The organism is Streptomyces nanhaiensis, from assembly GCF_046614825.1.
GTDB lineage: Bacteria > Actinomycetota > Actinomycetes > Streptomycetales > Streptomycetaceae > Streptomyces > Streptomyces radiopugnans.
The window spans coordinates 12,043-35,980 of record NZ_JBKJFM010000048.1 but is presented as its reverse complement, the minus strand read 5'-3'; the positions used below and the strand labels follow the sequence as shown (position 1 = coordinate 35,980).

Annotated in this window: 23 protein-coding genes; 7 read left to right on the top strand and 16 right to left on the bottom strand. The window is 73.9% G+C overall.

Going from position 1 to position 23,938, the window contains the following annotated elements; genetic code table 11:
* Positions 1-222 precede the first annotated feature (222 nt).
* Both ACLIYP_RS13555 and ACLIYP_RS13550 read right to left on the bottom strand, forming a co-directional pair.
* Positions 223-1,092 carry an alpha/beta fold hydrolase gene (locus ACLIYP_RS13555; protein ID WP_412713371.1) on the bottom strand — a complete coding sequence of 290 codons (870 nt, stop codon included), beginning with the start codon at positions 1,090-1,092 and terminating at the stop codon, positions 223-225.
* A 505-nt stretch (positions 1,093-1,597) separates the two neighbouring features.
* Positions 1,598-2,293: a metal-dependent transcriptional regulator gene (locus tag ACLIYP_RS13550; protein ID WP_412713370.1), complete on the bottom strand. Its 696-nt coding sequence runs from the start codon at positions 2,291-2,293 to the stop codon at positions 1,598-1,600.
* A 254-nt stretch (positions 2,294-2,547) separates the two neighbouring features.
* Between ACLIYP_RS13550 and ACLIYP_RS13545 the strand changes: the two genes are divergently transcribed.
* Positions 2,548-3,363, top strand: a complete 816-nt coding sequence (locus ACLIYP_RS13545) for an SIS domain-containing protein (RefSeq protein WP_412713369.1) — start codon at positions 2,548-2,550, stop codon at positions 3,361-3,363.
* A 22-nt stretch (positions 3,364-3,385) separates the two neighbouring features.
* On the opposite strand, the gene ACLIYP_RS13540 is transcribed toward ACLIYP_RS13545, so the two are convergent.
* Entirely contained in the window at positions 3,386-4,807 is a 1,422-nt protein-coding gene (locus ACLIYP_RS13540; protein ID WP_412713368.1) for a PAS domain-containing protein, read from the bottom strand.
* 397 nt (positions 4,808-5,204) lie between these two features.
* Positions 5,205-5,849 (bottom strand): pyridoxamine 5'-phosphate oxidase, encoded by a 645-nt coding sequence (gene pdxH, locus ACLIYP_RS13535; protein WP_412713372.1) that lies wholly within the window; start codon positions 5,847-5,849, stop codon positions 5,205-5,207.
* A gap of 437 nt (positions 5,850-6,286) precedes the next feature.
* On the opposite strand from pdxH, the gene ACLIYP_RS13530 reads away from it, so the two are divergent.
* Positions 6,287-7,387, top strand: coding sequence for a citrate synthase 2 (locus tag ACLIYP_RS13530; RefSeq protein ID WP_093659039.1), 1,101 nt, complete (start codon positions 6,287-6,289; stop codon positions 7,385-7,387).
* A gap of 217 nt (positions 7,388-7,604) precedes the next feature.
* On the opposite strand, the gene ACLIYP_RS13525 is transcribed toward ACLIYP_RS13530, so the two are convergent.
* Positions 7,605-9,176 carry an alpha/beta fold hydrolase gene (locus tag ACLIYP_RS13525; RefSeq protein ID WP_412713367.1) on the bottom strand — a complete coding sequence of 524 codons (1,572 nt, stop codon included), beginning with the start codon at positions 9,174-9,176 and terminating at the stop codon, positions 7,605-7,607.
* Positions 9,177-9,392: 216 nt separating this feature from the next.
* Here ACLIYP_RS13525 and ACLIYP_RS13520 point away from each other — a divergent pair, with 216 nt between their 5' ends.
* Positions 9,393-9,965, top strand: coding sequence for a hypothetical protein (locus tag ACLIYP_RS13520; protein ID WP_412713366.1), 573 nt, complete (start codon positions 9,393-9,395; stop codon positions 9,963-9,965).
* A gap of 219 nt (positions 9,966-10,184) precedes the next feature.
* Here ACLIYP_RS13520 and ACLIYP_RS13515 read toward each other — a convergent pair whose 3' ends face one another.
* Complete coding sequence (locus tag ACLIYP_RS13515; protein WP_412713365.1) at positions 10,185-13,115, bottom strand: FAD-binding and (Fe-S)-binding domain-containing protein; 2,931 nt, start codon at positions 13,113-13,115, stop codon at positions 10,185-10,187.
* Between the two features lie 205 nt (positions 13,116-13,320).
* Between ACLIYP_RS13515 and serC the strand changes: the two genes are divergently transcribed.
* The gene (gene serC / locus ACLIYP_RS13510; protein WP_093659035.1) at positions 13,321-14,439 is read left to right on the top strand and encodes a phosphoserine transaminase; all 1,119 of its coding nucleotides are present in this window, start codon (positions 13,321-13,323) and stop codon (positions 14,437-14,439) included.
* A gap of 110 nt (positions 14,440-14,549) precedes the next feature.
* Here serC and ACLIYP_RS13505 read toward each other — a convergent pair whose 3' ends face one another.
* From ACLIYP_RS13505 to ACLIYP_RS13470, 8 genes are all read right to left on the bottom strand, one after another.
* The gene (locus tag ACLIYP_RS13505; protein ID WP_412713364.1) at positions 14,550-14,867 is read right to left on the bottom strand and encodes a MazG-like family protein; all 318 of its coding nucleotides are present in this window, start codon (positions 14,865-14,867) and stop codon (positions 14,550-14,552) included.
* 10 nt (positions 14,868-14,877) lie between these two features.
* The gene (locus ACLIYP_RS13500; protein ID WP_412713363.1) at positions 14,878-15,981 is read right to left on the bottom strand and encodes a methyltransferase domain-containing protein; all 1,104 of its coding nucleotides are present in this window, start codon (positions 15,979-15,981) and stop codon (positions 14,878-14,880) included.
* Positions 15,978-16,955, bottom strand: coding sequence for an ATP-grasp ribosomal peptide maturase (tgmB, locus tag ACLIYP_RS13495; RefSeq protein WP_412713362.1), 978 nt, complete (start codon positions 16,953-16,955; stop codon positions 15,978-15,980). The genes ACLIYP_RS13500 and tgmB overlap by 4 nt, the downstream gene beginning before the upstream one ends.
* The gene (tgmA, locus tag ACLIYP_RS13490) at positions 16,955-17,200 is read right to left on the bottom strand and encodes a putative ATP-grasp-modified RiPP (RefSeq protein ID WP_412713361.1); all 246 of its coding nucleotides are present in this window, start codon (positions 17,198-17,200) and stop codon (positions 16,955-16,957) included. Before tgmA ends, tgmB begins: the two co-directional genes overlap by 1 nt.
* Before the next feature lie 126 nt (positions 17,201-17,326).
* Positions 17,327-17,776, bottom strand: coding sequence for a roadblock/LC7 domain-containing protein (locus ACLIYP_RS13485; RefSeq protein ID WP_412713360.1), 450 nt, complete (start codon positions 17,774-17,776; stop codon positions 17,327-17,329).
* 119 nt (positions 17,777-17,895) lie between these two features.
* On the bottom strand, positions 17,896-18,381 hold the full coding sequence (locus ACLIYP_RS13480; RefSeq protein WP_412713359.1) for a hypothetical protein: 486 nt from the start codon (positions 18,379-18,381) through the stop codon (positions 17,896-17,898).
* Positions 18,382-18,451: 70 nt separating this feature from the next.
* Positions 18,452-18,625 (bottom strand): hypothetical protein, encoded by a 174-nt coding sequence (locus ACLIYP_RS13475; RefSeq protein WP_412713358.1) that lies wholly within the window; start codon positions 18,623-18,625, stop codon positions 18,452-18,454.
* Positions 18,615-18,962, bottom strand: a complete 348-nt coding sequence (locus ACLIYP_RS13470; protein WP_412713357.1) for a hypothetical protein — start codon at positions 18,960-18,962, stop codon at positions 18,615-18,617. Before ACLIYP_RS13470 ends, ACLIYP_RS13475 begins: the two co-directional genes overlap by 11 nt.
* A gap of 313 nt (positions 18,963-19,275) precedes the next feature.
* On the opposite strand from ACLIYP_RS13470, the gene ACLIYP_RS13465 reads away from it, so the two are divergent.
* From ACLIYP_RS13465 to ACLIYP_RS13455, 3 genes are all read left to right on the top strand, one after another.
* Complete coding sequence (locus ACLIYP_RS13465) at positions 19,276-20,751, top strand: XRE family transcriptional regulator (protein ID WP_412713356.1); 1,476 nt, start codon at positions 19,276-19,278, stop codon at positions 20,749-20,751.
* Between the two features lie 14 nt (positions 20,752-20,765).
* A complete protein-coding gene (locus tag ACLIYP_RS13460; protein ID WP_412713355.1) occupies positions 20,766-21,380 on the top strand; it encodes a 2'-5' RNA ligase family protein in 615 nt (204 codons plus the stop codon).
* A 150-nt stretch (positions 21,381-21,530) separates the two neighbouring features.
* Positions 21,531-21,923 (top strand): pyridoxamine 5'-phosphate oxidase family protein, encoded by a 393-nt coding sequence (locus ACLIYP_RS13455; protein WP_412713354.1) that lies wholly within the window; start codon positions 21,531-21,533, stop codon positions 21,921-21,923.
* Positions 21,924-21,995: 72 nt separating this feature from the next.
* On the opposite strand, the gene ACLIYP_RS13450 is transcribed toward ACLIYP_RS13455, so the two are convergent.
* Positions 21,996-22,883, bottom strand: coding sequence for an ABC transporter permease (locus ACLIYP_RS13450; protein ID WP_412713353.1), 888 nt, complete (start codon positions 22,881-22,883; stop codon positions 21,996-21,998).
* On the bottom strand, positions 22,880-23,902 hold the full coding sequence (locus tag ACLIYP_RS13445) for an ATP-binding cassette domain-containing protein (RefSeq protein WP_412713352.1): 1,023 nt from the start codon (positions 23,900-23,902) through the stop codon (positions 22,880-22,882). Before ACLIYP_RS13445 ends, ACLIYP_RS13450 begins: the two co-directional genes overlap by 4 nt.
* Between the last annotated feature and the right edge of the window lie 36 nt (positions 23,903-23,938).

The following is a 23,938-nucleotide window of genomic DNA, read 5'->3' as shown; positions in this document are numbered from 1 at the left end:
CGGCGCCCGGATGCTGTCGGGCGTGCTCGACAGCCCGCGCACCTGGCGGGTGCTGGACCTGGTGATCGGCTTCGTGATGCTCGCCCTGGCGGTCGGCCTGGTCCTGGGATGACGCCTTCGCGGCACGTGGCCGCGGCTCCCGGCCGGCAGCCCGGCCCACGCGCCCCCGGCGCACCCCGGCACGCCTCGGCTCCCGGCGCCGGTCCGCCCCGCCAGCGCCGCTCAGGCCGGGAGCGCGCCCTGGAGGAAGGGTTCGACGGCCTGCCGCCACTGCTCCGGCTGGTCGTAGTGGACGAGGTGGCCCGCGTCGGCGACCTCGGCGTAGACGCCCCGGGGCAGCACCCGGACCATCTCCTGGGCCTCGGCGCGCCCGAGTTCCCCGTCGATGCCGCGGACCACCAGGGCCGGGCAGCGCACCAGGGCCAGCTCGTCCCAGTGCGCCTCGTGCACCCATGACTGACGGATCATCAGGACCTGGCGGCGCGAGAACACCGGGCGCCAGCCGTCCATCCGCTCGGCCATCACCTCGGTGAAGAACTCGCCGCGCGAGGGGCTCGGACGCTCCAGGAGCGGATCCTCCTCGCCGAACCACCTGCGGACGTCCGCGAGCGTGGCGAAGGGCACCGGCCAGGTCGCGAGCCACTGCTCCCAGTCGCGCTGGGAGCGCTTGCCCAGCGCCGAGGCCCGCATGTCGCAGATCACCACGGCGCGCACCAGGTCGGGGCGCTTGGCCGCGAGCTGCCAGGCCGTCAGCGCGCCCATCCCGTGCCCCACGAGCGCCACGGGCGCCAGGCCGAGCTGCTCGATGACCGCCTCGGCGTCGGCGACGTACGCCTCGCGGCCGAACGGGCCGTCGGTCGGCTTGTCGCTGCGGCCGTGTCCGCGCTGGTCCAGGCAGACGGCGCGGTAACGCCCGGAGAGCCAGCGGGCGGTGGAGGCCCAGTGCGAGCCGCGGCCCATCAGGCCGTGCAGCAGCAGCACGCCCGGAGCCTGCCCGTCGCCCCCCGGCAGCGTGCCCTTGGGCGGATCGGCGAACTCCCAGGCCGCGAGCCGCAGACCGCCCGCTCCTCTGACGTTGATGCGTCGAACCATGCGTCCTGGCACCCCCCATCCCTCCCGTCCGCGTCGTGCGCCTGCCTCGTCGCCTGCCGGCCTCACGCTATCGAACTTTTATTCGAACAAGCCCATCTGACGTGCAACACCCCTCTTTTGAGTGACACTCAGCGAGTGTCGTTCGGCCGGGCCGAGGGGAGACAGCTACCGGGAGGCGGGCCGCTCGGGGACAGGGGCCCGCGGGGAGCGACCCTGGGAGTTCGGGGCTCAGGGTCGCACAGGGGGGCGGCGGAACGGGGGGACACGGGGAGGCGGGGCCCCGGCGGCCGACGACGGCGCCGGGGCCCCGGTGGTACGACAGCCCCATGGACGGCTCCCCTTCCGTCTTCCCGTACGCGTCACCGAAAGCGTGCCACGACACCGTCCCCGCCATCCGCGTTCCGCGCAACCCCGAACCTCCGGAAGGCCGGACGCCGGACGCCCTCCCCGCAGTCCGGCAGTCCGGCGGTCCGGCGGTCCGGCGGTCCGGCAGTCCGCCCCGTCCTCAGCGCCTGGCGACGAACACGTGCGTGGCGACGTCGGCGGTCAGCTCCGCCGCCTCGCCCCCGCTGCCGATCTGCACACCGCCGCCCGCCCCCGGCGTCACGCTGACCACGGCGCCCGGCTGCACACCGGCCCGCCGCAGCGTGTACATCAGCTGGGCGTCCGTCTGGATGGGCTCGCCGATCCGGCGCACCACGACCGTCTTGCCGTCCGAGCCCGCGTCCAGCTCCGACAGGCTCACCATGTCGTCGCTCAGGAACGGCCCGGCCTCCGACGGCTCGCCCAGCTCCTCCAGGCCCGGGATCGGGTTGCCGTAGGGGGACTCGGTGGGGTGCCGCAGCAACTCCAGCACGCGGCGTTCCACCGCCTCGCTCATCACGTGCTCCCAGCGGCACGCCTCGGCGTGCACCTGCTCCCACTCCAGGCCGATCACGTCGACCAGCAGGCACTCGGCCAGCCGGTGCTTGCGCATCACGCGCGTGGCCAGCCGCCGCCCCTCCTCGGTCAGCTCCAGGTGCCGGTCGCCGGCGACCTGGACCAGGCCGTCACGCTCCATGCGGGCCACCGTCTGGCTCACCGTCGGGCCGCTCTGGTCGAGCCGCTCGGCGATACGGGCACGCATGGGGACCACGCCCTCCTCCTCCAGCTCCAGGATGGTACGGAGATACATCTCCGTGGTGTCGATGAGTCCGGACATCGTGCCCCTCGTCAGCTCGTGCGGTGGCCCTGGGAACCAATTCTGACGCATGGAGCCGACAACCGTTCCCGGTCCGCCGGAGGCGGTCCGTACGCCGCACGGAAGCGCGGCGTATTGACAGCGCACTGGTCCAGACCTCACCGTGATCGCGGCGTCACGGGATGTCCCGGGGCGCGCCGGAGCGTTCACCGGGGCATGCGGCCGGACGCGCGCCGGGGCCGTACGACGGCGGCAGACGACGGGAGGCCGGGGCGATGGGCGGGACGGCGGGCGGGACCGCGGACAGGGCGGCGGACGGGACGGCAGGCGGGACGGCGGACGGGACCAGCCCGGCCGAGCGGTTCATCGACGCGGCCGTCGGCCTGCTGGAGCGGGTCCGGAAGGAGGAGGCCGGCAGCATCTCGGCGGCCGGGACGCTGATCGCCGACGCCTTCACCGGCGGCGGCCGCGTCTTCGCCTTCGGCGCGGGCCACTCCTCCCTGCCGGCCCAGGACGTGGTCTACCGGGCGGGCGGCCTCGCCGTGCTGAACCTCCTGCCCGTGCCCGGCGCGGTCGGCGTCGACGTCGTGCCCGCGACGCTGGGCAGCGCGCTGGAACGGGTGGAGGGACTGGCCTCGGCCGTGCTGGAGACCTCTCCCGCGCGGGCCGGAGACGTACTGGTGGTGATCTCCCTGTCGGGGCGCAACGCGCTGCCGGTGGAGATGGCCTCCCGCGCCCGGGAGCTCGGCCTGAAGGTGATCGGCGTGACCTCGGTGGCGTACGCGTCGGCCACCTCGCCGCGCAACCCGTCGGGCACCTTCCTGAGGGACCACTGCGACGTCGTCGTCGACAGCAAGATCGCGGTGGGCGACGCGGAGCTGACGGCGGACGGCGCCGGGGCCCCCTTCGCCCCCGCCTCGACGGTGGTGGCCGGCGCGATCATGCAGGCCGTCGTCGCCTCGGCCGTGGGCGCGCTGGCCGCCCGCGGCGTCACCCCGCCCCTGCTGCGCTCGGGGAACGTGGACGGGGGCCACGAGTGGAACGCCCGGGTGATGGCCGAACACGCCGACCGGATCTTCTACCTGCGCTGACGGCCCCGTCCCGGGACAGGGCTCAGTCCCGGGACAGGGCTCTGGCGAGGTCGACCGCGGCGGCGACGCGGTCGGCGACGCCCTCCGCGTAGACCGCGTCCGAGCGGTCGAAGGCGCGCCGGCTCGCCCCCCGCAGGAAGGTGAGCACGCCCAGGGTGCGGCCGCGGCTGCGCAGGACCACGCACAGGCCGTGCACCGTGCCCTCCGGCCATCTGCGGGCCCGCGCCCACCCCTGCACCGCCGTGCCGCCCACGCTGGTGCGGACCGGGCCGCAGCGCTCGTACGCCTGGAGCGCCGGGTGGTCGCGCGCGTAGGGGACCGGGACGCCCGTCGTCGTCGTGCCCGGGGCCGGGGCCTCGGCGGTGCGCACCAGCCGGACCGGTGAGCAGGCCGCCGCCAGATCCAGCAGCGCGTGGTCGGCGAAGCCCGCCAGCGCGAAGTCCAGGTGGACGGCCGCCGCCTCCATCGGGTCCTCGCACTCGGCCGCGGCGCGCGCCGCCCGGTGGATCTGGTTGCCCCGGAAGCGGAACCGCGCCGCCTCCTGCTCGGCCCGCCTGGCGTCCGTGACGTCCGTGAAGAACCACGCCACGCCCAGCGGCACCGGCGTCTCCTCCGCCATCGGCGAGACCAGCCGCAGGAAGCCGCTGCGCCAGCAGCGCCGCGCGTCCCCGGCCGTCCCGTCCTCCCGGCCCTCGTCCCGTCCGCCGGCCGGCGGGCGCAGCGTCACCCACAGCTCCGCCGGGGCGGGCGGCGGGCCCTCCGCCAGCACGTGCTGGAGGGCGCTCTCCAGCTCCTCCACGCCCTCCCCCACCAGCTCGCCCAGCGGCCGGCCGAGCATGGCGGTGCGGCCGACGCGCAGCGCCCGGGCGGCGTGGAGGTTGGCGACGGCCGGGCGCAGGTCGGCGTCCACCAGGACCACCCCCCACGAGGCGCCCTCGAACAGGGCCTCGCTCAGGGCGATGGACCGCTCCAGGTCGATCTGCGTGCGCACCTCGCCGAACGCGCAGTACACGCCGGTCGGCCGGCCGTCCGCGCCGCGCACCCCCGAGCACTGCACCCGCACCAGCACCCGTCCGCCGTCCTTGCGCACCAGCGCGAACTCGTGGACCCGGCGCCCCGGCGCGGCCATCGCGGCCGTCAGCCGCCCCTGGACGTCCTCCGCGTCGGCGGCGCGTACCGCCCACCCCGCCAGCCCCCGGCGGCCGACGGCCTCCTGCCTGGTCCAGCCCAGGATGCGCTCGGCCTCGCGGTTCCAGTGGGTGACGACGCCGTCGGCGTCGAAGGCGCACAGGGCGGCGTCCATGCCGTCCAGGAGGGCGGCGAGCAGCAGCTCGTCCTCGGAGTCGGCGAACCGCGGCGGGGCGGCTCCTCCCGCGGGACCGCCGCGGGTGTCGCCTCCGTCACCGGCACCGTGTTCGAAGTGGGTCTCGGACTGAGCCGTCACCTGGCACCCCCAGCTGGACGCTGCGCGCAACTGCACTCCCGATCATTGAACTCGAACGTGACGCAGCACACATGTGATTCACGCAAATCGTTGTGCCCTCGAAATTCGCTTGTCCGTGCCCATACCGCCGCCTAACGTTTGGGGTACACGAGAAGGGAGGTGGTTCGGCAGATGAGTTGCAACCGGACGCGTGAGGTGGCTGCGGCCTAGGAGGCCGACGTCACAGCGTGATGCCGGCGCCGCCGGCCAATCCCGAGCAGTCACCCGACCCGCGGGCCGTCGGTACGTCCGACCGACCCCCCTCGCGCCGCACGGCGCGACCGGGGCCAAGGCCCGCGGGTCGTCCGCGTTTCCGGGGCCCTCGGAGCCCTCGGGGCCGCCGGACGGGGCGGGCCCGTCAGGGACTGAGGCGCTCGACCGTCCAGGCCGCCTCGGCGCCCGAGCCGCCCGAGTCCCGGCGGACGTAGCGCAGGCGGTCGTGGAGGCGGTTCTCGCGGCCCTGCCAGAACTCCACCGTCCGCGCCGCCACCCGGTAACCGCCCCAGTGCGGCGGGACGGGGACCCGCTCCGTCTCCGGGTAGCGGGCCGCGAGCTGTTCGTAGGAGCGGTCCAGCTCCTCCCGGGAGGCCACCTTCGAGGACTGCTCGCTGGCCCACGCGCCGAGCTGCGAACCGTGCGGGCGGGTGCGGAAGTAGGCGGCCGTCTCGTCGCGGCCGGTGCGCTCCGCCCGCCCGCCGACGATCACCTGGCGGGCGACGGCGTGCCAGGGGAAGAGCAGCGAGACGTACGGGTTGGCGTCGATCTCGCGGCTCTTGCGCGAGTTGTAGTTGGTGTAGAAGACGAAGCCGCGCTCGTCGAACTGCTTGAGCAGCACCGTGCGCGAGCTGGGCCGCCCCTGCCCGTCGGCCGTCGAGACGACCATCGCGTTCGGTTCGTGGAGCCCGGCGGCCACCGCCTCCTCGAACCAGCGCAGGAACTGCCCGTAGGGGTCGGGGGCGAGGTCCTCCTCCCGGAGTCCTTCCGCCCGGTAGTGGGCCCGCATCGCGGCGGGGTCCAGGTGCGGGCGGTGGGCGAGGGCTTCGCGGGCTGCGTCGTCGGCTTGGGGCACGCGTTCATCTTGCAACACGGCCGGCGCGCGGCACCGGGCGGTGGCGGGCGAGTTTGCCCGTCCTCCGGAGCGTGTACACCTGGATACGGGGAAACGGCGAGTGTGCCGCATCTCACTCTTCCCCGCATCTGCCGAACCGGACAGAATCGCTGGCTGGACCACTGTGGCCTCCGCACAGCGCGGGCTATCGTGTCCGACCAGTCGCTGCCGGTCACCACCGGCAGCCCAACAGCAGCAGGGCAGGACCGGGTGCCGGCCCGGACCGCCAGCCCCCGCGGCGGCGGAACCGCGCAGGCACGCCCGCAGAGAGCCGACCGGCCCCCTGGGGTGCCCGCCGTCCTCCTACCGAACCACATACGAGGAGCCGCCAGATGTCCGACTTCGTACCCGGACTCGAGGGAGTCGTCGCGTTCGAGACGGAGATCGCCGAGCCCGACAAGGAGGGCGGCGCCCTCCGCTACCGGGGTGTGGACATCGAGGACCTGGTGGGCCACGTCTCGTTCGGGAACGTGTGGGGCCTGCTGGTGGACGGCAGCTTCAACCCCGGTCTGCCCCCGGCCGAGCCCTTCCCCATCCCGGTCCACTCGGGTGACATCCGGGTGGACGTGCAGTCCGCGCTGGCGATGCTCGCGCCCGTGTGGGGCCTGCGCCCGCTGCTGGACATCGACGAGGAGCAGGCCCGCGACGACCTGGCGCGGGCCGCGGTGATGGCGCTGTCGTACGTCGCCCAGTCGGCGCGCGGCCAGGGTCTGCCGATGGTGCCGCAGCGCGAGATCGACAAGGCCGAGACCGTCGTGGAGCGCTTCATGCGCCGCTGGCGCGGCGAACCCGACCCCAAGCACGTCGCGGCCGTGGACGCCTACTGGACGTCGGCCGCCGAGCACGGCATGAACGCCTCCACCTTCACCGCCCGCGTCATCGCCTCCACCGGCGCGGACGTGGCGGCGGCGCTGTCGGGCGCGGTCGGCGCGATGTCCGGCCCGCTGCACGGCGGCGCGCCCTCGCGCGTGCTGGGCATGATCGAGGAGATCGAGCGGACCGGGGACGCCGAGGCGTACGTGAAGGGCGCCCTGGACCGCGGTGAGCGCCTGATGGGCTTCGGCCACCGCGTCTACCGCGCCGAGGACCCGCGCGCCCGTGTGCTGCGCCGTACCGCCAGGGAGCTGGGCGCGCCGCGCTTCGAGGTCGCCGAGGCCCTGGAGAAGGCGGCGCTGGAGGAGCTGCACAACCGGCGCCCGGACCGGGTGCTGGCCACCAACGTGGAGTTCTGGGCGGCGATCGTGCTGGACTTCGCCGAGGTCCCGGCGCACATGTTCACCTCGATGTTCAGCTGCGCCCGCACCGCCGGCTGGTCCGCGCACATCCTGGAGCAGAAGCGCACCGGCCGCCTGGTGCGCCCCTCCGCGCGCTACGTGGGTCCGGGCTCGCGCAGCCTGCGGGAGATCGAGGGCTACGACGAGATCGCCCGCTGACCCCCGTCCCGGCACCCGCCTCCGGGCGCCGGGACGTACGGCCCTCCGGCCCCGGTGCGACGGCAGCCCTGTCGCACCGGGGCCGGCCCGCGTCCGGGCCCGCTCCCTCCCGCCTCCGGGCCCGCCGCGCGGAGCCGTCCGCGGAGAGCGGACGGCCGTACCCCGCCGGATGCGGCGGGGTACGGCCGGCGGGCGCCGGGGCGGACCGGCGGGGCGTTCAGTCGCGCACGGGGATCTCGGCGTACGAGGGGTCGTCCGCGGGCGAGGAGAAGGTGAGCTTCGCGCCGAACGGGTTGTGCTCGGCGTAGAGCGGGTCGACGGTGTCGATCACCAGGGCGAGCCGGTGCCCGGCCGGGACGTCGTAGGCGGTCGAGAACAGCTCCAGGTCCACGCCGAACGCCTCGCCCGGCGTCCTGCCGTGGAAGCTGAACGGCGCGTGGGTGACCAGCCTGCCCACGCCGAGGGCGTTGACGTCGTAGAGGTGGGCGACGAAGGTGCCGCTGGACTTGTCGGCGGTCACCGTGGTGTGCAGCTTGACCGTGCCCCGGATCTGCCGGGTGGTGGTGTACCGCTCGGACTTCCAGACCGCGGAGTACCAGTCGGGCAGCAGCGGGACGGAGACCGTCGGCGGGATGCCGGTGAGCTGGTCGAAGATGCTGGAGAGGAAGACCGTGCCGCCGTTCGCGCCGGAGTCGACGTTCGCCAGGACGCGATCGGTGTCCTTCAGCGCGATCCGCTCGGCACCCGAGGGGACGGACTTCCAGTCGGGGTAGCCCTCCTGGTCGCCCTGGCGGTCGGTGAGCTGGACGGGCCGCTCGCGGTCGATGCCGTTGTCCTCGCCCTTGAGGTGGTGGTCGAGCCAGCGCTCGGCGTTGCTCCACACCTCGTTGGGCAGGCCCAGCAGGCCGGGCATCTCGGGGGTGGCGTGGTCGCCGTGCCGGAACTCCAGGCGCTTGGGGCCGGTCAGCTTCTCGTAGAAGTCGGCGTACTGGTTGGGCGGGAAGATCGAGTCGCCCCAGGCGTTGCCCAGCATGATCGCGGGCCCGTTGGCGTTGATGCGGTCGATGTGGGTGGCGGCGGAGCGCTTCTTCCCCCAGGCGATCATGTCGCCCTCCTTCTCCATGTCGGAGGAGAGGAAGCCGGAGATGATCTCCTTGAACTCGTCGCTCGGGCGGCCGGTGAGGTAGCCGGCGCCGGTGAGGAAGGTGGCCGCCTGGGTGTGCTGGGTGCGGCCGCTGTAGATGGAGTCGACCAGGTCGGCCCAGCCGCTCATGGCGACCACGGCCTTGATCCGGTCGTCGTGGGCGGAGGCCAGCAGGCTGATGCCGGCGCCGTAGGAGATGCCGGCCATGCCGATCCGCCCGGGGTCGGCGGGGGTGTTGGCCAGCGCCCAGTCGATGGCCTTCGAGGCGTCGGCGACGTCGGGCGGGCCGGCGACCTCGATCTCGCCGCCGGACTGCCAGAAGCCGCGCGAGTTGTAGCTGAGCACCACGTAGCCGGAGTCGGCGAGCTTCTTCGCCTGGGCGAGGTACTCGACCTGCGGCATGGACCAGCTGGTGGGGAGCACGACGAGCGGGTAGCGGCGCCCGCCGTCCGCGTCGCCGGGGACGACGACGTTGGCGGCCAGCGGCGTACCGCCGTCGCCGGGGATCTCGACGAAGCGGACGGTGGACGAGGCGGTCGCGCCGTGGGCGGCGGTGACCGGGCCGGCGACGGTACCGGCCAGCACCGCGGCCGAGACGGCGGCCACGGCGGTGGACGTGCGCAGACGCCTGCGAGGGTGTCCCATGGGCCCTCTTCCTGAGTCGTGCCGCCGGCGTGGGGGGCCGGCGGGCGTGTGGGGAAGGTGACCCGAGACTAGACGCGGGTCTTACCGCTGGTAACCCACCGGTAAGTTACGCATCCGTAACTTTCCCCGCCCCCTGCCGCGCCTCTCGTCGCACCATCGGGCGAACGGCGAACGGTTCCGTCCGCCGTGCGGGCGCCGCCGCCATGGATTGCCCGGATGCTCACCGCGTACATCGACGAGTCCATGCGCCGCCGCCGAGGAGAGGCCTCCTGCGTCTACGTGCTGGCCGCGGTTCTGGTGCCGGACGACGCGGAGAGCACCGTGAGAGCGACGATGGAGGGGTTGCGCCACGGCCGTTCCCGTGTGGTCCACTGGCGCAGGGAACGCCCCGAACGCAGGACGCTGATCGCCTCCGCGATCGCCGGACTGCCGGTCACCGGGCTGGTCGCCGTGTGCCTGCACGATGCCGAGGTCCGAAGCGAACGGGCCCGGCGACGTTGTCTGCTCCGGCTTCTCGACGAACTGGCACGCCGGGACGTGGAACGCGTGATCCTCGAAACCCGGCACGAGCAGGATGCCGCCGACCGTGCGGTGGTCACCGGCCTGCGCAAGGCGAAAGTCGTCACCGATGCCATGTCACTGACGTGGGAGGACCCCGGTGCGTGGTTCGCGGGCCTGTGGGTCGCCGACTGCGTCGCCGGAGCGGTGTCCTGGTGGCTGGACGGCCACGGCACGCACTGGTCACTGCTCGAGGGGCAGGTGACGCTGGTCGACGTGGAAGCGGACTGACCCGGCCCTCACAGCGCAAACGCCGGGCTCCCGACCTCCATCGGGTGGTCCCGGCGTCACTTCCAGGCCCCAGGGGACCTGGCAGATCCAGTATGCGTCCGCCCTGCGGCAGCGTCCAGCGGCAGCGGACACCGTCACCCTCAGGTGTGGTGTTCACCGCCACCGGACGCCGTCGACCGGTTCCGTCCGCCGTGCGGGCGCCGCCGGGGTCCCGCCGCCTCACCGCTCCGGCCGCTCCCTGTCCGGCGGCCCGTCCAGCGCCTCGGCCAGCACCTCCGCCAGGTGGCGGGCTCGGTACCCGCCGAGCTGGGCGAGCTGGGTGCGGCAGGAGTAGCCGTCGGCCAGCAGCTCCGTGCCCGGCTCGGCGCCGCGCACCGCCGGCAGCAGCTTCTCCTCCGCACAGGCGGCTGAGACCTCGAAGTGCCCTTTCTCGAAGCCGAAGTTGCCCGCCAGCCCGCAGCAGCCGTCGCTCAGCCCGCCGGTCAGCCCGGCCCTCTCCCGCAGCCGCCGCTCCGCCGCGTCGCCCAGCACGGCGTGCTGGTGGCAGTGGGTCTGGCCGGCCACCGGGCGGCCGATCCGCGGTGGGGTCCAGTCGGGGGCGTACTCCTCCAGGGCCTGCGCGAAGGTGCGCACGGCGGCGGCCAGCCGCCTGGCGCGCGGGTCGTCCGGCAGCAGTTCGGGGGCGTCGGTGCGCAGCGCCGCCGCGCACGGCGGTTCCAGCACGACCACCGGGACCCCCGCCTCCAGTACGGGCTCCAGCCGGTCCAGGGTGCGGCGCAGCACGCGGCGGGCGCCGTCGAGCTGTCCGGTGGAGATCCAGGTCAGGCCGCAGCAGACCCGGTCCGCCCCCGGCGGCGGGACCACCTCCAGCCCGGCCGCCTCCAGCACCCGTACGGCCGCGGTGCCCGCCTCGGGGGAGAGGTGGTTGGTGAAGGTGTCCGGCCACAGCACGACGCGCCGGCCGCCGGGCTCGGGCCGCGCCGGGCGCTTACGGCGGTACGCGCGCCACCGGCGCAGGAACGGGGCGCGCGGCAGCGGCGGGATCTCCCGCTCCGGGGCGATGCCGCCCAGCCGTTTGGCCAGGGCCGCCAGCGGGGTGCGGGCCAGGGCGTTGAGCAGCGGCGCGGTACGGGTGACGGCCACCGCCCGCAGCCACAGCGGCAGCAGGCCCATCGAGTAGTGGGCCATCGGACGGCGGCGGCCCGCGTAGTGGTGGTGCAGGAACTCCGCCTTGTAGGTGGCCATGTCCACCCCCACCGGGCAGTCCCTGCGGCAGCCCTTGCACGACAGGCACAGGTCCAGCGCCTCGCGGACCTCCTGAGAGCGCCAGCCGTCGGTGACCACCTCGCCCGCGAGCATCTCGTGCAGCAGCCGCGCCCGGCCGCGCGTGGAGTGCTTCTCCTCCCCCGTCGCCCGGTAGGAGGGGCACATCACGCCCGGACTCCCGGCCGGATTGCGGCACTTGGCCACCCCCACGCAGCGCCGTACCGCCGCGGAGAAGTCGCCGCCGTCCTCCGGGTAGCCGTAGACGACGGGGAGGGGCTCGCGCGGCAGCGGCGCGAAGCGCAGGTTCTCGTCCAGGCGGTGGGGGCGCACCAGCATGCCGGGGTTGAGACCGCCGTCGGGGTCCCACAGGTCCTTGAAGCGGCCGAACAGCTCCACCGTCTCCCGCCCGTACATGCGCGGCAGCAGCTCGGCGCGCGCCTGCCCGTCGCCGTGCTCGCCCGACAGCGAGCCGCCGTGCGCGACCACCAGATCGGCCAGGTCGGTGGAGAAGCGGCGGAAGCGGGCGATGCCCGCCTCGCCGATCAGGTCGAAGTCGATGCGCACGTGGATGCAGCCGTCGCCGAAGTGGCCGTACGGCAGCCCGCGCAGCCCGTGGTCGGCCAGCAGCGCGCGGAAGTCCCGCAGGTACGCGCCCAGCCGGGCGGGCGGGACCGCGCAGTCCTCCCAGCCGGGCCACGCCTCGCTGCCGTCGGGCATGCGGGTGGCGGTGCCGGAGGCGTCCTCCCGCACCCGCCACAGGGCGCGCTGCCCGGCCGGGTCTGTGACCAGCGCGTGGTCCGCGGCGTCCCCGGCCGCCGCCCGGCACAGCCGCTCGGCCGCCGCCCGCGCCTCGGCCTCGTCCGCGCCGCCGACCTCGACGAACAGCCACGCCCCGCCCCGGGGCAGCGTCGCCCTCTCGGCCCCGGGCACCAGATCGCTCGCCATGCCCTCCACCGTCAGCGGACGGTGCGGGAGGAGGGTGACGGCCGCCTCGGCCGCAGCGCTCTCGTCCGCGTAGCCCAGCACCGCCAGCACCCGCGCGCCGGGCCGCTCCACCAGCCTCACCGTGGCGGCCGTGACCACCCCGAGGGTGCCCTCGCTGCCGGTGAACGCCCGCACCCAGTCCTCGCCCCGCTCGGGCAGCAGCGCGTCCAGGGCGTAGCCGGAGATACGGCGCGGCAGCTCGGGGAAGCCGGTGCGCAGCCGGGCGAGTTCCCCGTCCACCAGTTCCCGCGCCCCGGCGCGCAGCCGCTCGGGCACGCCGTCCCCGCCGGGCGTGAGCCGGGCGCGTTCACCGCCGTAGGTGAGCACGTCCAGGGCGCGGACGTTGTCGGCGGTCGTGCCCCAGGCCACCGAGTGGGAGCCGCAGGAGTTGTTGCCGATCATCCCGCCGAGCGTGCAGCGGCTGTGGGTGGAGGGGTCGGGGCCGAAGGTCAGCCCGTGGGCCCCGGCCGCGCGGCACAGGTCGTCCAGGACCACACCCGGCTGGACGACGGCGGTGCGCGCCCCGGGGTCGAGCGACAGGACCGCGTCCATGTGGCGGGTGAAGTCCAGCACCACCCCCGTGCCCGTCGCCTGCCCGGCGATGGACGTGCCCCCGCCGCGCGGCACCACCGGAACCCCCAGCTCCCGGCACACCCCCAGCGCCGCCGCCACGTCGCCGGCGTCGCGCGGCGCGACCACGGCCAGCGGCACCCGCCGGTAGTTGGACGCGTCCATCGTCACCAGCGCGCGGGCGCCCGCGTCGTCGGCGACCTCCCCCCGTACGGCCGCCCGCAGCGCCCGCACCGCCTCCCGCGCCCGCTCGTACTCCTCCGCCCGCGCCGTACGCTCCAGCGCCGTACGCGCCTGCTCCCGTGCCGCCCTCGCCGCGTCGTCACCCATGGCAACAGCGTGCATCCCGACCGGCCCCGTCCGCACCAGGCGGACCGCGGTGTGTTCCGTCACGTGCTCCACGGCGCGTCCCGCCGTGCGTCCCGCGGCTCGTCCACGACGCGTCTCCCCGTGCGTCTCGCGGCTCGTCCACGGCGCGTCTCGCGGGGTGGACGCCTCACGGAACACACGACGGACACGGACTACGCTTCACAGCGTGGCCGATCTCCAGATTCCCGCAGACATCAAGCCCGCCGACGGACGATTCGGTTCGGGCCCGTCCAAGGTGCGGACGGAGGCGCTGAGCGCCCTGGCCGCCACCGGTACGTCCCTGCTGGGCACCTCACACCGCCAGGCTCCGGTCAAGAACCTGGTCGGCAGGGTGCGCGAGGGAGTGAAGGAGCTCTTCGGTCTTCCGGAGGGCTACGAGGTCGTCCTGGGCAACGGCGGCTCCACCGCCTTCTGGGACATCGCGACCCACGGCCTGATCGAGTCCAGGTCCCAGCACCTGTCCTTCGGCGAGTTCTCCTCGAAGTTCGCCAAGGCCGCCAAGCTCGCCCCCTGGCTGGCCGAGCCGTCCGTGATCTCCTCCGAGCCCGGCACCCACCCGCTGCCGAGCGCCGAGGCGGGCGTGGACGTGTACGCCTACACCCACAACGAGACCTCCACCGGCGTCGCCATGCCGATCAAGCGGGTCGAGGGCGCCGACGAGGGCGCGCTGGTCCTGGTGGACGCCACCTCCGGCGCGGGCGGCCTCCCGGTGGACGTCTCCGAGACGGACGTCTACTACTTCGCACCGCAGAAGTCGTTCGCCGCGGACGGCGGCCTGTGGCTGGGCGTGTTCTCCCCGGCCGCGCTGGAGCGGGCCGAGCGGATCGCCGCGACCGACCGGCACATCCCGGCGTTCTTCGACCTGCCGACCGCGATCGACAACTCCCGCAAGAACCAGACGTACAACACCCCGGCCATCGCCACCCTCTTCCTGCTGGCCGACCAGCTGGAGTGGATCAACGGCCAGGGCGGTCTGGACTGGGCCGTCTCCCGCACCGCCGACTCCTCCTCGCGGCTGTACGGCTGGGCGGAGAAGTCGGAGTTCGCCACGCCCTTCGTGGCCGACCCGGCCCAGCGCTCCCAGGTCGTCGGCACGATCGACTTCGCCGAGGGCGTGGACGCCTCCGCGATCGCCAAGGCGCTGCGCGCCAACGGCATCGTGGACACCGAGCCGTACCGCAAGCTGGGCCGCAACCAGCTTCGCGTGGCGATGTTCCCGGCCGTCGAGCCGGCGGACGTCGAGGCGCTGACGGCCTGCGTGGACTACGTCGCCGAGCGCCTCTGAGCCGTACGGCGGTACGTACACCCCCGGCCGCCGGCCGCCGGGACCGCGATGCGGTCCCGGCGGCCGGCGGCGTCGTCCTCCCCGCTGACCCGCCCCTCGCGGGAGGCGGGTCAGCGGGGCGCGTCCCGCGCGGCGACGCGCTCCAGGTTCTCGCGGAACACCCGCTGCGCGTCCGGGGTGATGGTGCGCAGCGCGACCATCGCGGTGAGGACCACGTCGCACAGCTCCTTCTGCACGTCCTCCCAGGTGTGGCTGTGCCCCTTGCGGGGGTTGGAGCCCATCGCGCCGTGGACGGCCTCGGCGACCTCCCCGGCCTCCTCGCCGATCTTGAGGATGCGCAGCAGCCGGACCGTCTCCGGTGAGGCGGTGCCGTGTTCGTCCAGCCGCTTCACCAGCCGGCCGATCGTCTCCCAGGTCTCGTCGTCCATGCGCGCCGTTCTACCGGACGCGGCCGCCGACGCCGGAGACGGGCGGCAGGTCCCAGCCAGGCCCTCGCGGGTCGCCCAGCCACACCCGCCGGCGGCCGGAGGTGACGGTGATGCCGAAGGAGTCACGGGCGGGAGCCGTGTCCGGGAACTGCCGGTGCAACTCCTCCACGGTCTCCCACAGTCGACGGGGCCCGGCCTGGCGGACAGTTCCGTCGGCGCCGACACGGGCGATCGACCCGTCGGGCGTCCACAGGCCCAGGCTCTCCACCGTGCCGTCGTCCTCGCGGTTCCAGGTGCACGACCGGTAGCCGGGCATGGTCAGGGACAGCGGGAACTCCAGCCGGCGGAGTGCGTCGACCGGAGTGGTGGTACGGGAGGGGCGGGGCTCGGTGTGCTCCAGGCCGGCGAAGTCCGGGGCGACGGCACCCGTGCGGCGGGGCATGAAGTAGGCCCCACCAGGAAGGAAGGCGCCCTCGGCGGCGTCGTCGTGGACGGTCAGGCGAGCGACGCCCCAGCCGATGGGAACCACGATCACCGTGCCCTCTCCAGCCTGTTCGATCCACGGCCACGGCACGGACGGCAGGCCGCAGGTGGCGATGATCCGGTCGTACGGGGCCCGGTCGGGGACGCCGTGCGCGCCGTCGCCGACGCGCACGGCCGGGTGGTGTCCGGCCTCGCCGAGGCGCCGGGCGGCGGCCCCGGTCAGGTCGGGGTCCACGTCCATGGTGGTCACCCGGCTGTCGCCGAGCCGGTGGGAGATGAGGGCGGCGTTGTAGCCGGTGCCGGTGCCGACTTCCAGCACCCTGTGCCCGTCGGCCACGTCCAGGGCGTGGAGCATCTCCAGCATCAGGCTCGGCTGGCTGGACGACGATGTGGGTGTGCCGTCGGCGAGTTGGGTGGTCAGTGCGCGGTCGGAGTAGACGGCCTCCCAGTAGTGCGGGTTTTCGGGGGTGATGGTCACCCACCGGCCGTCCTCCGCCTGCTCGTGGAAGGAGGGCACGAACACGTGCCGGGGCACCGTCTCGAACGCGGCCCGCCACGGATCGCCGGGTGTGGTGAGCCGGTGTGCCAGGGCGGTGCGGAGATCCCTTGCGGGGTCGGCGGGGGCAGTCATGCGGCGGCTCCTTGCAGAAGGTCGGCGTGGGCCTCGGCGATCGGTAACTTGGTTGCGGCAGCGATGAACTGCCACTGCCCGGCGGGGTTGCACTCGAAGAACACCCAGCGGCCGGCCGGGGTGACGGCGAAGTCGAACGCCCCGTAGTTCAGGTGGTAGTGGTCCATGAACCGGCGTACGGACTCGGCCACCGGCTCGGGGACGGGTACGGGTTCGTAGCTCAGCGCGTCGTAGTCGGCGCGCCAGTCCACGCGGGCGGCCTCACTGCCGGCGTGGATCGCGGCGGGGAACATCCGGTCGCCGACGACGGTCAGCCGCACCTCGTACCGCTTGGGCACCCACTCCTGGAGCAGGTGCGCGGTCGTCTCCAGCGACTCGTCCAGCCCGTTTCGCTCCACGCGACGGGTGGGCAGCGTCAGCGGCTTCTCATCGGGCCCGTGCAGTGGGGCGGCGGCGATGGGCTTGCACACCAGCGGACCGTCGATCCGGGCGGCCCAGCGGCGGGCCCGGTCGAGGCTGTTGGTGATCAGGGTGCGGGGCACTGTAAGCCCGGCGTCGGTGGCGACGACGAGTTGGGCGGGCTTGTGGGCCGCGGCCCGGTAGGTGTCCGGGTGGTGCATCCACACCACCGGCAGCGAGGAGAGGACCTGCACCATGCCCACCAGTGCCTGTGCGCGCGCCCACTCCCGGTACTCCTCGGCCACGGTCGGTGAGACGCGGGGAAGACCGGGCCGCCGGTAGTAGACGGCCCGGACCTCCTCCAGCCGCGCCGCGCGGGCGCCGGTGCTCAACTCCCCGCGCCAGCCGGGCGTACGGCCGTCGTGCCCGGCCGTGAGCGTGATGCGCCGGGGGAAGTCGGCGATGTCGAACCTCATCACCGGCACCTTCCGGTCGTTGAGGGCCTGGACGACGAGATCGGCGCTCGCGTCCAGGTTCTCGGCGACGACCAGGACGTGCCCGCGCGGCACGGCCATCAGGCGGCTTCGACGTAGTCGGCGGGGAAGGCGTACGGATCGGACGTCTCGTCCGCCGGTCCGTTGGAGTCGTTGTTGGTCGCGGTGCTGGACGCGGCCACCGGGGTGTGGGCCCACAGACGGCCGTCACCCATCACGTTCACCTGCCGGTCGGGGTCGTAGGTGAACTCCCTCGGGTCGATGGCGATGGTGTACGGAGGCTGGGGGTTGCGAGCGCCGAACGGCACCGTTGCCGTGGTGGGCATCTGCGTTTCTCCTTCTGGTCGTTCCTCGTACGGCCCGCCGGGCGGCGGGCTTACCGTGCGGCACCGTCGGTGCGATGCCTCACGGAGTCCTTTGCGGGCCCGGGCCCTGTACCGCAGGGAGCGGCATCATCCGGCCGTCCCCGGGGCCGCCGTGGTGCGGGCGGGCGCGGCCAGGTGGGTGCGGACCCGTCTGACCAACTGGGCCATCTCGTAGCCGATCACGGCCGGGTCGGCGTCACGGTCGGCGACGACGGCCAGGTGGGCACGGTCACCGGCGGCGCAGACGAACAGCAGGGTGTGGTTCAGCTCCACGACCATCTGCCGCACGCCGCCGTCCTGGTGTGGAGCGGGTCCGGTGTCGATGCGGGCGGCGGCGCCCCTGGCCAGGGAGTACAGGCCGGATACGGTGGCCGCCAGGACGTCGGCGGTGTCGGTGTCGTCCAGGCCGTGGACGGCCTGGACCAGCCCGTCGGAGGTGACCAGTGCCGCGCTGCGGATGCGGGCGTTGCGCTCGACCAGGCCCTGGAGCAGCCACGTCTTCGGGTCTGTGCCGCCGGTGTTCTGCGCGCCGGCCATGGGGTGCCTTCCTCGGGTGCGGGACGGGATGGGGAAGCGGTCTGGTGCCTGCCCCCGGCGGCGGGCCGCAGGGGAGTCGGAACGTCCGTCGCCGGGGGCAGGGGTCTGTGGCACGGCGCTCACCGGGCGGCCTCCTGCGCCGTCGCGCGGGCCAGGGCGTAGGCGTCCCGCAGGGCGGGCCCGTCGGTGAGTTCCGTGCCGGTGGGGCGCACGACCCAGGACCGGTTTCCCAGGTGGCGGGACTCGCAGTAGTCCGGGTGCGGCAGCGGCACCAGCGTGCGGTCGGGCAGGCGGGCGCTGTCGGGTGCGTTCCAGCCGTCCGCCGAGCCCGGGGTGACGAGGAAGTCCACGCCCAGCGGAGTGGCCAGGACAGGCCCCAGCGGTGCGCGGGCCGTGCGGAGCCGCCGCACCGTCTCGTACGCGACGCCGGTGGGCAGGCGCACCACGTCCCAGGCGGGCCCGGCCGGCGCTTCACCCAGCGCCCCGTGTCCCCAGGCGCGCAGCACGTCCGGGACGCGGCCGGTCGGCCGCAGCCATCCCAGTTCCAGGGGGCCGAGGATCAGGTCCGACAGGTCCGCATCGGTGTGCGTCAGGGTCGGGTTCACGGGTGGTGGTGCCTCTCGATCAGGTGGTGCCGGGGTCGGTCGGTCTGGCTTGGGAGGGGGCTGGTGGGTGCTATCGGCCGAGAGCGACCAGCGGCCACAACTGCCAGGCAGCGAAAGCGAGAAGGCCGATGACCACGGTGAGGGCGCCGGGGTTGGCCTTGGCCGTCCGGTACGCGCGGCCCAGCGGGCCGGGCTGCTTGGTCTTCGTCGCGCTGCCGGGCGTCCGGGACGCGTCACCGGGCACGGTCGCCCCTCCCGGTCAGCAGCAGTCGCGGCCGGTACCGACGGCCGCACGGGGAGCCGCCGTTGACCTCCGCCAGACGCAGGAACCGCACCGGGCGGGCCTCCCAGGTGAGGTGCTGGATGCCCGGGTAGAGGGTCAGCGAGCAGGGCTCGCCCCGGCGCAGCCGGGCGCACGCCCGCGCCGAGCCGGGTCCGTCCACCCACTGGTCCAGCACGTACTCGGCCTGATTCGGACCGAGTACGCAGGCCACGGCGCGCGCCCCGGCCCGTATCCACCGGATCGCCGCCTCGGGGCTCAGGGCCGCGTACCCGTCCCGGCGCGAAGCCGTTCCCGGCATGCCCGCAAGGGTGCTGACCGCCTCGCACCACACCCCCGGCCGGACGAGCGGGGCGGCAGGCGATGCTACTTCCTTTGTCATGGGTTGACTCCCGAGCGTGATTCAGTGCCTTGACGCTCCCATCTGCCCGCTTGGCGGTCACGGGCGTGAGTGTCCAGATTCGCTGGATTGAGGAGACCGCTGTGAGCAGCGGGAATGCCGGAACTTGGACGTCGGGGTGGACTCCTGGACACCCTGAGATGTGGGCGACAGCGAGAACTTTCGGTAACCACACCGCTACCTTGGGCCCAGTCCAGCGCGTAAGGAGCAGGGGATGGTTCACCACTCCAAGTCCGGTTCGAAAGCCGCCCGCGACAGCCTCCGGTACGAAATGCTCGCCGCGGGATGCAGTACTGCGGATATCGCAGTCGAGATGCGCGCCCGCTGGCGCATGCGCCCTCGTGAGGCGTGGAGGCACGCACACGGCTGGACACTGCAGGAGACCGCCGACCGCATCAGCGACCACAGTTCGTCCCGGCCCGGACCGGGCGGGGCTGTTGCTGCCGACGCCTCACTGGTCGGGAAGTGGGAGAAATGGCCCGGCCCGTCCAGTCGGCGTCCATCGCTGACGGTTCTCCTGGTGACCGCCGAGGTCTTCGGCTGCCAGGTGGAAGACCTCCTGGACCTGGAGGATCGGCGCTCCCTCCCCGAGAGCGACCTGCGGATCCTGCAGCACACTGTCGCGCCCGCCGGTGAACCCGCCCCACCCGTGGCCGCCCCCACCACGCAGCCCACCGTCCCGGACGGTCCTGAGCTGGTGCGGGTAGCCGCAGAGGAGTCCGCAATGTGGGCACGCTGGGCGGAGACCTCCAATGTCGGCGATCTCGCGCTCGAACAGCTCACGGCCGATACGCGGGCCCTCGCCCGCGACTACCTGTTCCAGGACCCGATCGCCGTCTTCACCCGGACCCGTGCTCTGCGCGATCAGGTCTTCGCCCTTCTGGAAGGGCGGCAGTACCCCCGCCAGACCGCCGATCTGTACATGGCGGCCGGGTATCTGTGTGGGCTGCTCGCATGGATGTCTTCCGACTTCGGCCGACTCCAGGACGCCGAGACCCAGGGCCGTACAGCCTGGTTGTGCGCCGAGCTGGCCGACCACGACGAACTGCGGGCCTGGGTGCTGTCCACTCGCAGCAAGGTCGCGTTCTGGGACGGGCGGCTGAAGGACGCCATCACCCATGCCCGGCGCGGCACCATCCACGCCGACGACGGCACCGTGGGGGTTCTCCTGGCCTGTCAGGAAGCCGATGCCTGGTCGCAGCTCGGCGCGGCCGACGAAGCACGCGCCGCGTTGGCCCGCGCCTCCGACGCCCGCGACCGGCAGGGCGTTGATCACGTCGCTGGAGTCTTCTCCTGCCCGGAATTCCGCCGCGCGAACTACGCCACGGCCGTCCTGCTGCGCACCGGTGACCCGGCTCATGCGGTGCGGGAAGCCCAACAGGCCCTGTCCAGTGAGACGTTGCACTCCTACGGCACCCGCAGCCAGATGCTGATCGCGCAAGCTTCGGCGTACCTGGCGCTCGGCGAGCCCGAGGGTGCCGCCCAGGCACTGCGGCCAGTCCTGGAGCTGCCGCCGGAGCAGCGCTTGGAGCCGGTTACCCGCAGGATCCGGGAACTGGCTGACGCGATGGCCCGGTCACGGATGGCGAACAGCACGCCGGCGGCCGCGTTGCAGTCCGAGGCAGAGGCGTTCTGCATGGAATCGGTACCCCGCCGGATCGCCCTCTCGCCAGGCACGGCAGGCACTTGATTGGATCCCGTGGCATGACCGCCGAAACCATGGCCGACCACTGGTGGTGGCGGCCGGGCTGGAAGCCCGGACGCCGTTTCTACACCTGGCACTTCACTTTTCGGGCCGCCACCGAAGTACACCGTTTGGCCGACGCTTACCGTCGGGGGCTGGCCGAGGTGGCGGGCTTGGACCTCGTCCCCGACCGATGGCTTCACCTGACCATGCAGGGCCTGGGCTTCGTGGACGAGGTCCCGGAACAGGACGCGCGAGCCATCGCCGACGCGGCCCGTCGGCGCCTGGCGGGCGTGGCACCTTTCGAGCTGCGCCTCCATCGGCCGGAGATCACCCCGGAAGCGATCCGGTGGGAGGCCGAGCCCAGCGAGCCGCCCGCAGCCGTACGGGCAGCGGTCCGTGCCGCCATAGCGGACGTATGGGACGACGTTCCCGAGCCCGCGGACGGCTTCGCACCGCACGTGACGATCGCCTACAGCAACAGCGACGGCCCGGCCGATCCGGTCGCGCACGCCCTGGACGCGGTCGACGCCGAGCCCGCCACAGCGCGGATCGAGCGGGTGGACCTCATCGTCCTGGGCCGGGACGACCGGATGTACGAGTGGGAGGACTTCGCAACGGCGCGCCTCGGCTGACACTGCGACGCCCCGCCGCACAGGACGGAAGCCCCGGCCCGGGTGGGGACCGGCCGGAAACGGCCCCGCCCGTGGGGTCCCCGCCCATGGGATCCCGCCCGTGGGGTCCCGCCCGTTTCCGTGCGGCCCCGGCGAGGTACCCGGCGGCGCATGAGCACTCCCGGCACCGGGCTGAGTCTGTTCGCCGACGAGCCGCGCGTCTGGCTGGCCACGTACGACCGCGAGGGCGTGCCGGTGGGCACGGCCACCGCGATCGCGGTGGAGGGCGACCGCGCCTACGTGCGCGCCCACGGCCGGTCGGGCACGGCCGAGCGGCTGCGCCGCCGCCCCGAGGCGGAGATCTCCCCCGCCACCCTGGGCGGCACCCCGGCGGGCGCACCGATGAAGGTGGACGCGCGGCGGCTGTCGGGCCGCGGGGCCCGGCACGCGGCCCGGCACCTGACCCGCAAGCACCCCGTACGGGGCGTGCTGGTGCCGCTGGGCCACCGGCTGATGCTCGACCGGTCGCTGCTGTACGAGCTGCGCCCGGTGGGCGAGCGGTGAGGGCCCGGCGGCCGTGCGGCGCGGACCCTCTGCGCCGCCCCCCCCCACCACCGGGCCCTCACCGCCGGGCCCTCAGGCCGAGAGCCGCTGGTAGCGCCGTACCGCCAGGGGCAGGAAGACCGCCGTGATCACCAGCGGCCAGACCACCGCCATCAGTGCCGCGTTCTGCTCGATCCAGCTCCCGCCGCCCGGCGCGGGGTTGCCGAAGAGGTCGCGCACGGCGTTCGCCGTGGAGGAGACCGGGTTCCACATCGCGATCGCGCCCAGCCAGTCCGGCATCATCGAGGGCGGGGTGAAGACGCTGGAGATCATGCCGAAGGGGAAGGCGAGCGCGAACAGGTTCCCCGCCGCCTCCTGGTTGGGCACGAGCAGCCCGATGAGGACCCCGACCCAGATCAGCGCGAAGCGCAGCAGGAGCAGCAGTCCGAAGGCGTAGAGGGTGCCGAGCGGGCCGCCGTCCGAGCGCCAGCCGACCACCAGGGCGATCGCGGCCAGGACCAGCAGGTCCAGCCCGGCGTGCAGCACGTCGGAGACGCCGCGTCCGGTGACCACGGCCGACGGTGACATGGGCATGGAGCGGAAGCGGTCGGTGATCCCGCGCTCCTTGTCGACCGCGACGGCCATCGCGGTGTTCATGAAGCCGAAGGCCATCGTCATGGTGAACATGCCGGGCAGCGCGTACGACTCGTAGTCGGCCGCGCCCACGTCCATGGCGCTGCCGAAGACGTAGACGAACAGCAGCACCGAGACGATCGGGAAGCCGAGCTGCCAGGCGATGATGGACGGCTGGCGGACGAGGTGGATCAGATCGCGGCGGACGATCGTCCAGCAGTCGGCGAGGGCCCAGTACAGGCGGTTCTCCGGGCCGGACGGGGCCGCGGGCTGCGGGGCGGTGCCGGCCGGGCTGCCGGTCCGGGTGCCGGTCCGGGTGCCGGCCGGGGCACCGGTGGGGGTGCTCATGCCGCGTTCTCCTTCTGCTCGGTGCGGGCGTCGGCGGCCGTGGCGGCGGCCGTGGCTGTGCCCGCGCGGTGACCGGTCAGGCTCAGGAAGACCTCGTCCAGGGTGGGGCGGCGCAGGCCGATGTCCTCCACCCCGACGCCCTCGTCCTGGAGGGTCCGGGCCACCTCCGTGAGCGCGGCCACCCGGTCGGTGACCGGCGCGTGCGCCCGGCGCTCCACGGGGTCGGTGTACGGCTCGGCGCCCTCGTCCGCGACGCGGGCGAGGACCTCGGCGGCGGCGGGCAGGTCGGCCGCGTCGTACAGCACCACCTCCACCCGGTCGCCGCCGACGGCGCTCTTGAGGGCGGCCGGGGTGTCGTCGGCGATGCGCATGCCGCGGTCGATGACGGTGACGCGGTCGGCCAGCCGGTCGGCCTCCTCCAGGTACTGCGTGGTGAGCAGCACCGTCGTGCCGCCGGCCACCAGTGAGCGCACCGCCTCCCACACCTCGTTGCGGCTGCGCGGGTCGAGTCCGGTGGTGGGCTCGTCCAGGAAGAGCACCTCGGGGGCGAGGATCATCCCGGCGGCCAGGTCCAGGCGGCGCCGCATGCCGCCGCTGTACGCCTTGAGCGGCTTGTCGGCGGCCTCGGTGAGCGCGAAGCGCTCCAGCAGCTCCCCGGCCCGCCGCCGTGCGCGCCGGGTGCCGAGGTGGAACAGGCGGCCGAACATCTCCAGGTTCTGGCGGCCGGTGAGGATCTCGTCGACCGCCGCGTACTGCCCGGTCAGCCCGATCCGGCGGCGCACGCGGGCGGGCTCGCGGGCCACGTCGTGCCCCGCCACCCCGGCCCGTCCGCCGTCGGGCCGGAGGAGCGTCGCCAGGACGCGCACGGCGGTGGTCTTGCCCGCCCCGTTGGGGCCGAGCAGGCCGTGCACGGTGCCGCGCCGCACCTCCAGATCGAAGCCGTCCAGCGCGCTCCTGTCGCCGTACCGCTTCACCAGCCCTTCCGCCAGTACGGCGTACGGGGTCGCGGTTGTGGTCATGGTGGCCTCCCTTCGAAACCGGGTACAGCGTACCCG

Bases quoted from the DNA above. Each gene is read 5' to 3' on its own strand.
- ACLIYP_RS13485 (WP_412713360.1), bottom strand. From the start codon at position 17,776: ATGGCCGGCGCGCAGAACACCGGCGGCACAGACCCGAAGACGTGGCTG.
- ACLIYP_RS13500 (WP_412713363.1), bottom strand. From the start codon at position 15,981: ATGACTGCCCCCGCCGACCCCGCAAGGGATCTCCGCACCGCCCTGGCA.
- ACLIYP_RS13545 (WP_412713369.1), top strand. From the start codon at position 2,548: ATGGGCGGGACGGCGGGCGGGACCGCGGACAGGGCGGCGGACGGGACG.
- ACLIYP_RS13450 (WP_412713353.1), bottom strand. From the start codon at position 22,883: ATGAGCACCCCCACCGGTGCCCCGGCCGGCACCCGGACCGGCACCCGG.
- ACLIYP_RS13505 (WP_412713364.1), bottom strand. From the start codon at position 14,867: ATGGACGACGAGACCTGGGAGACGATCGGCCGGCTGGTGAAGCGGCTG.
- ACLIYP_RS13525 (WP_412713367.1), bottom strand. From the start codon at position 9,176: ATGGGACACCCTCGCAGGCGTCTGCGCACGTCCACCGCCGTGGCCGCC.
- ACLIYP_RS13515 (WP_412713365.1), bottom strand. From the start codon at position 13,115: ATGGGTGACGACGCGGCGAGGGCGGCACGGGAGCAGGCGCGTACGGCG.
- tgmA (WP_412713361.1), bottom strand. From the start codon at position 17,200: ATGCCCACCACGGCAACGGTGCCGTTCGGCGCTCGCAACCCCCAGCCT.
- tgmB (WP_412713362.1), bottom strand. From the start codon at position 16,955: ATGGCCGTGCCGCGCGGGCACGTCCTGGTCGTCGCCGAGAACCTGGAC.
- ACLIYP_RS13460 (WP_412713355.1), top strand. From the start codon at position 20,766: ATGACCGCCGAAACCATGGCCGACCACTGGTGGTGGCGGCCGGGCTGG.
- ACLIYP_RS13550 (WP_412713370.1), bottom strand. From the start codon at position 2,293: ATGTCCGGACTCATCGACACCACGGAGATGTATCTCCGTACCATCCTG.
- ACLIYP_RS13555 (WP_412713371.1), bottom strand. From the start codon at position 1,092: ATGGTTCGACGCATCAACGTCAGAGGAGCGGGCGGTCTGCGGCTCGCG.
- ACLIYP_RS13470 (WP_412713357.1), bottom strand. From the start codon at position 18,962: ATGCCGGGAACGGCTTCGCGCCGGGACGGGTACGCGGCCCTGAGCCCC.
- ACLIYP_RS13465 (WP_412713356.1), top strand. From the start codon at position 19,276: ATGGTTCACCACTCCAAGTCCGGTTCGAAAGCCGCCCGCGACAGCCTC.
- ACLIYP_RS13520 (WP_412713366.1), top strand. From the start codon at position 9,393: ATGCTCACCGCGTACATCGACGAGTCCATGCGCCGCCGCCGAGGAGAG.
- pdxH (WP_412713372.1), bottom strand. From the start codon at position 5,849: ATGCGGGCCCACTACCGGGCGGAAGGACTCCGGGAGGAGGACCTCGCC.
- ACLIYP_RS13530 (WP_093659039.1), top strand. From the start codon at position 6,287: ATGTCCGACTTCGTACCCGGACTCGAGGGAGTCGTCGCGTTCGAGACG.
- ACLIYP_RS13455 (WP_412713354.1), top strand. From the start codon at position 21,531: ATGAGCACTCCCGGCACCGGGCTGAGTCTGTTCGCCGACGAGCCGCGC.
- ACLIYP_RS13445 (WP_412713352.1), bottom strand. From the start codon at position 23,902: ATGACCACAACCGCGACCCCGTACGCCGTACTGGCGGAAGGGCTGGTG.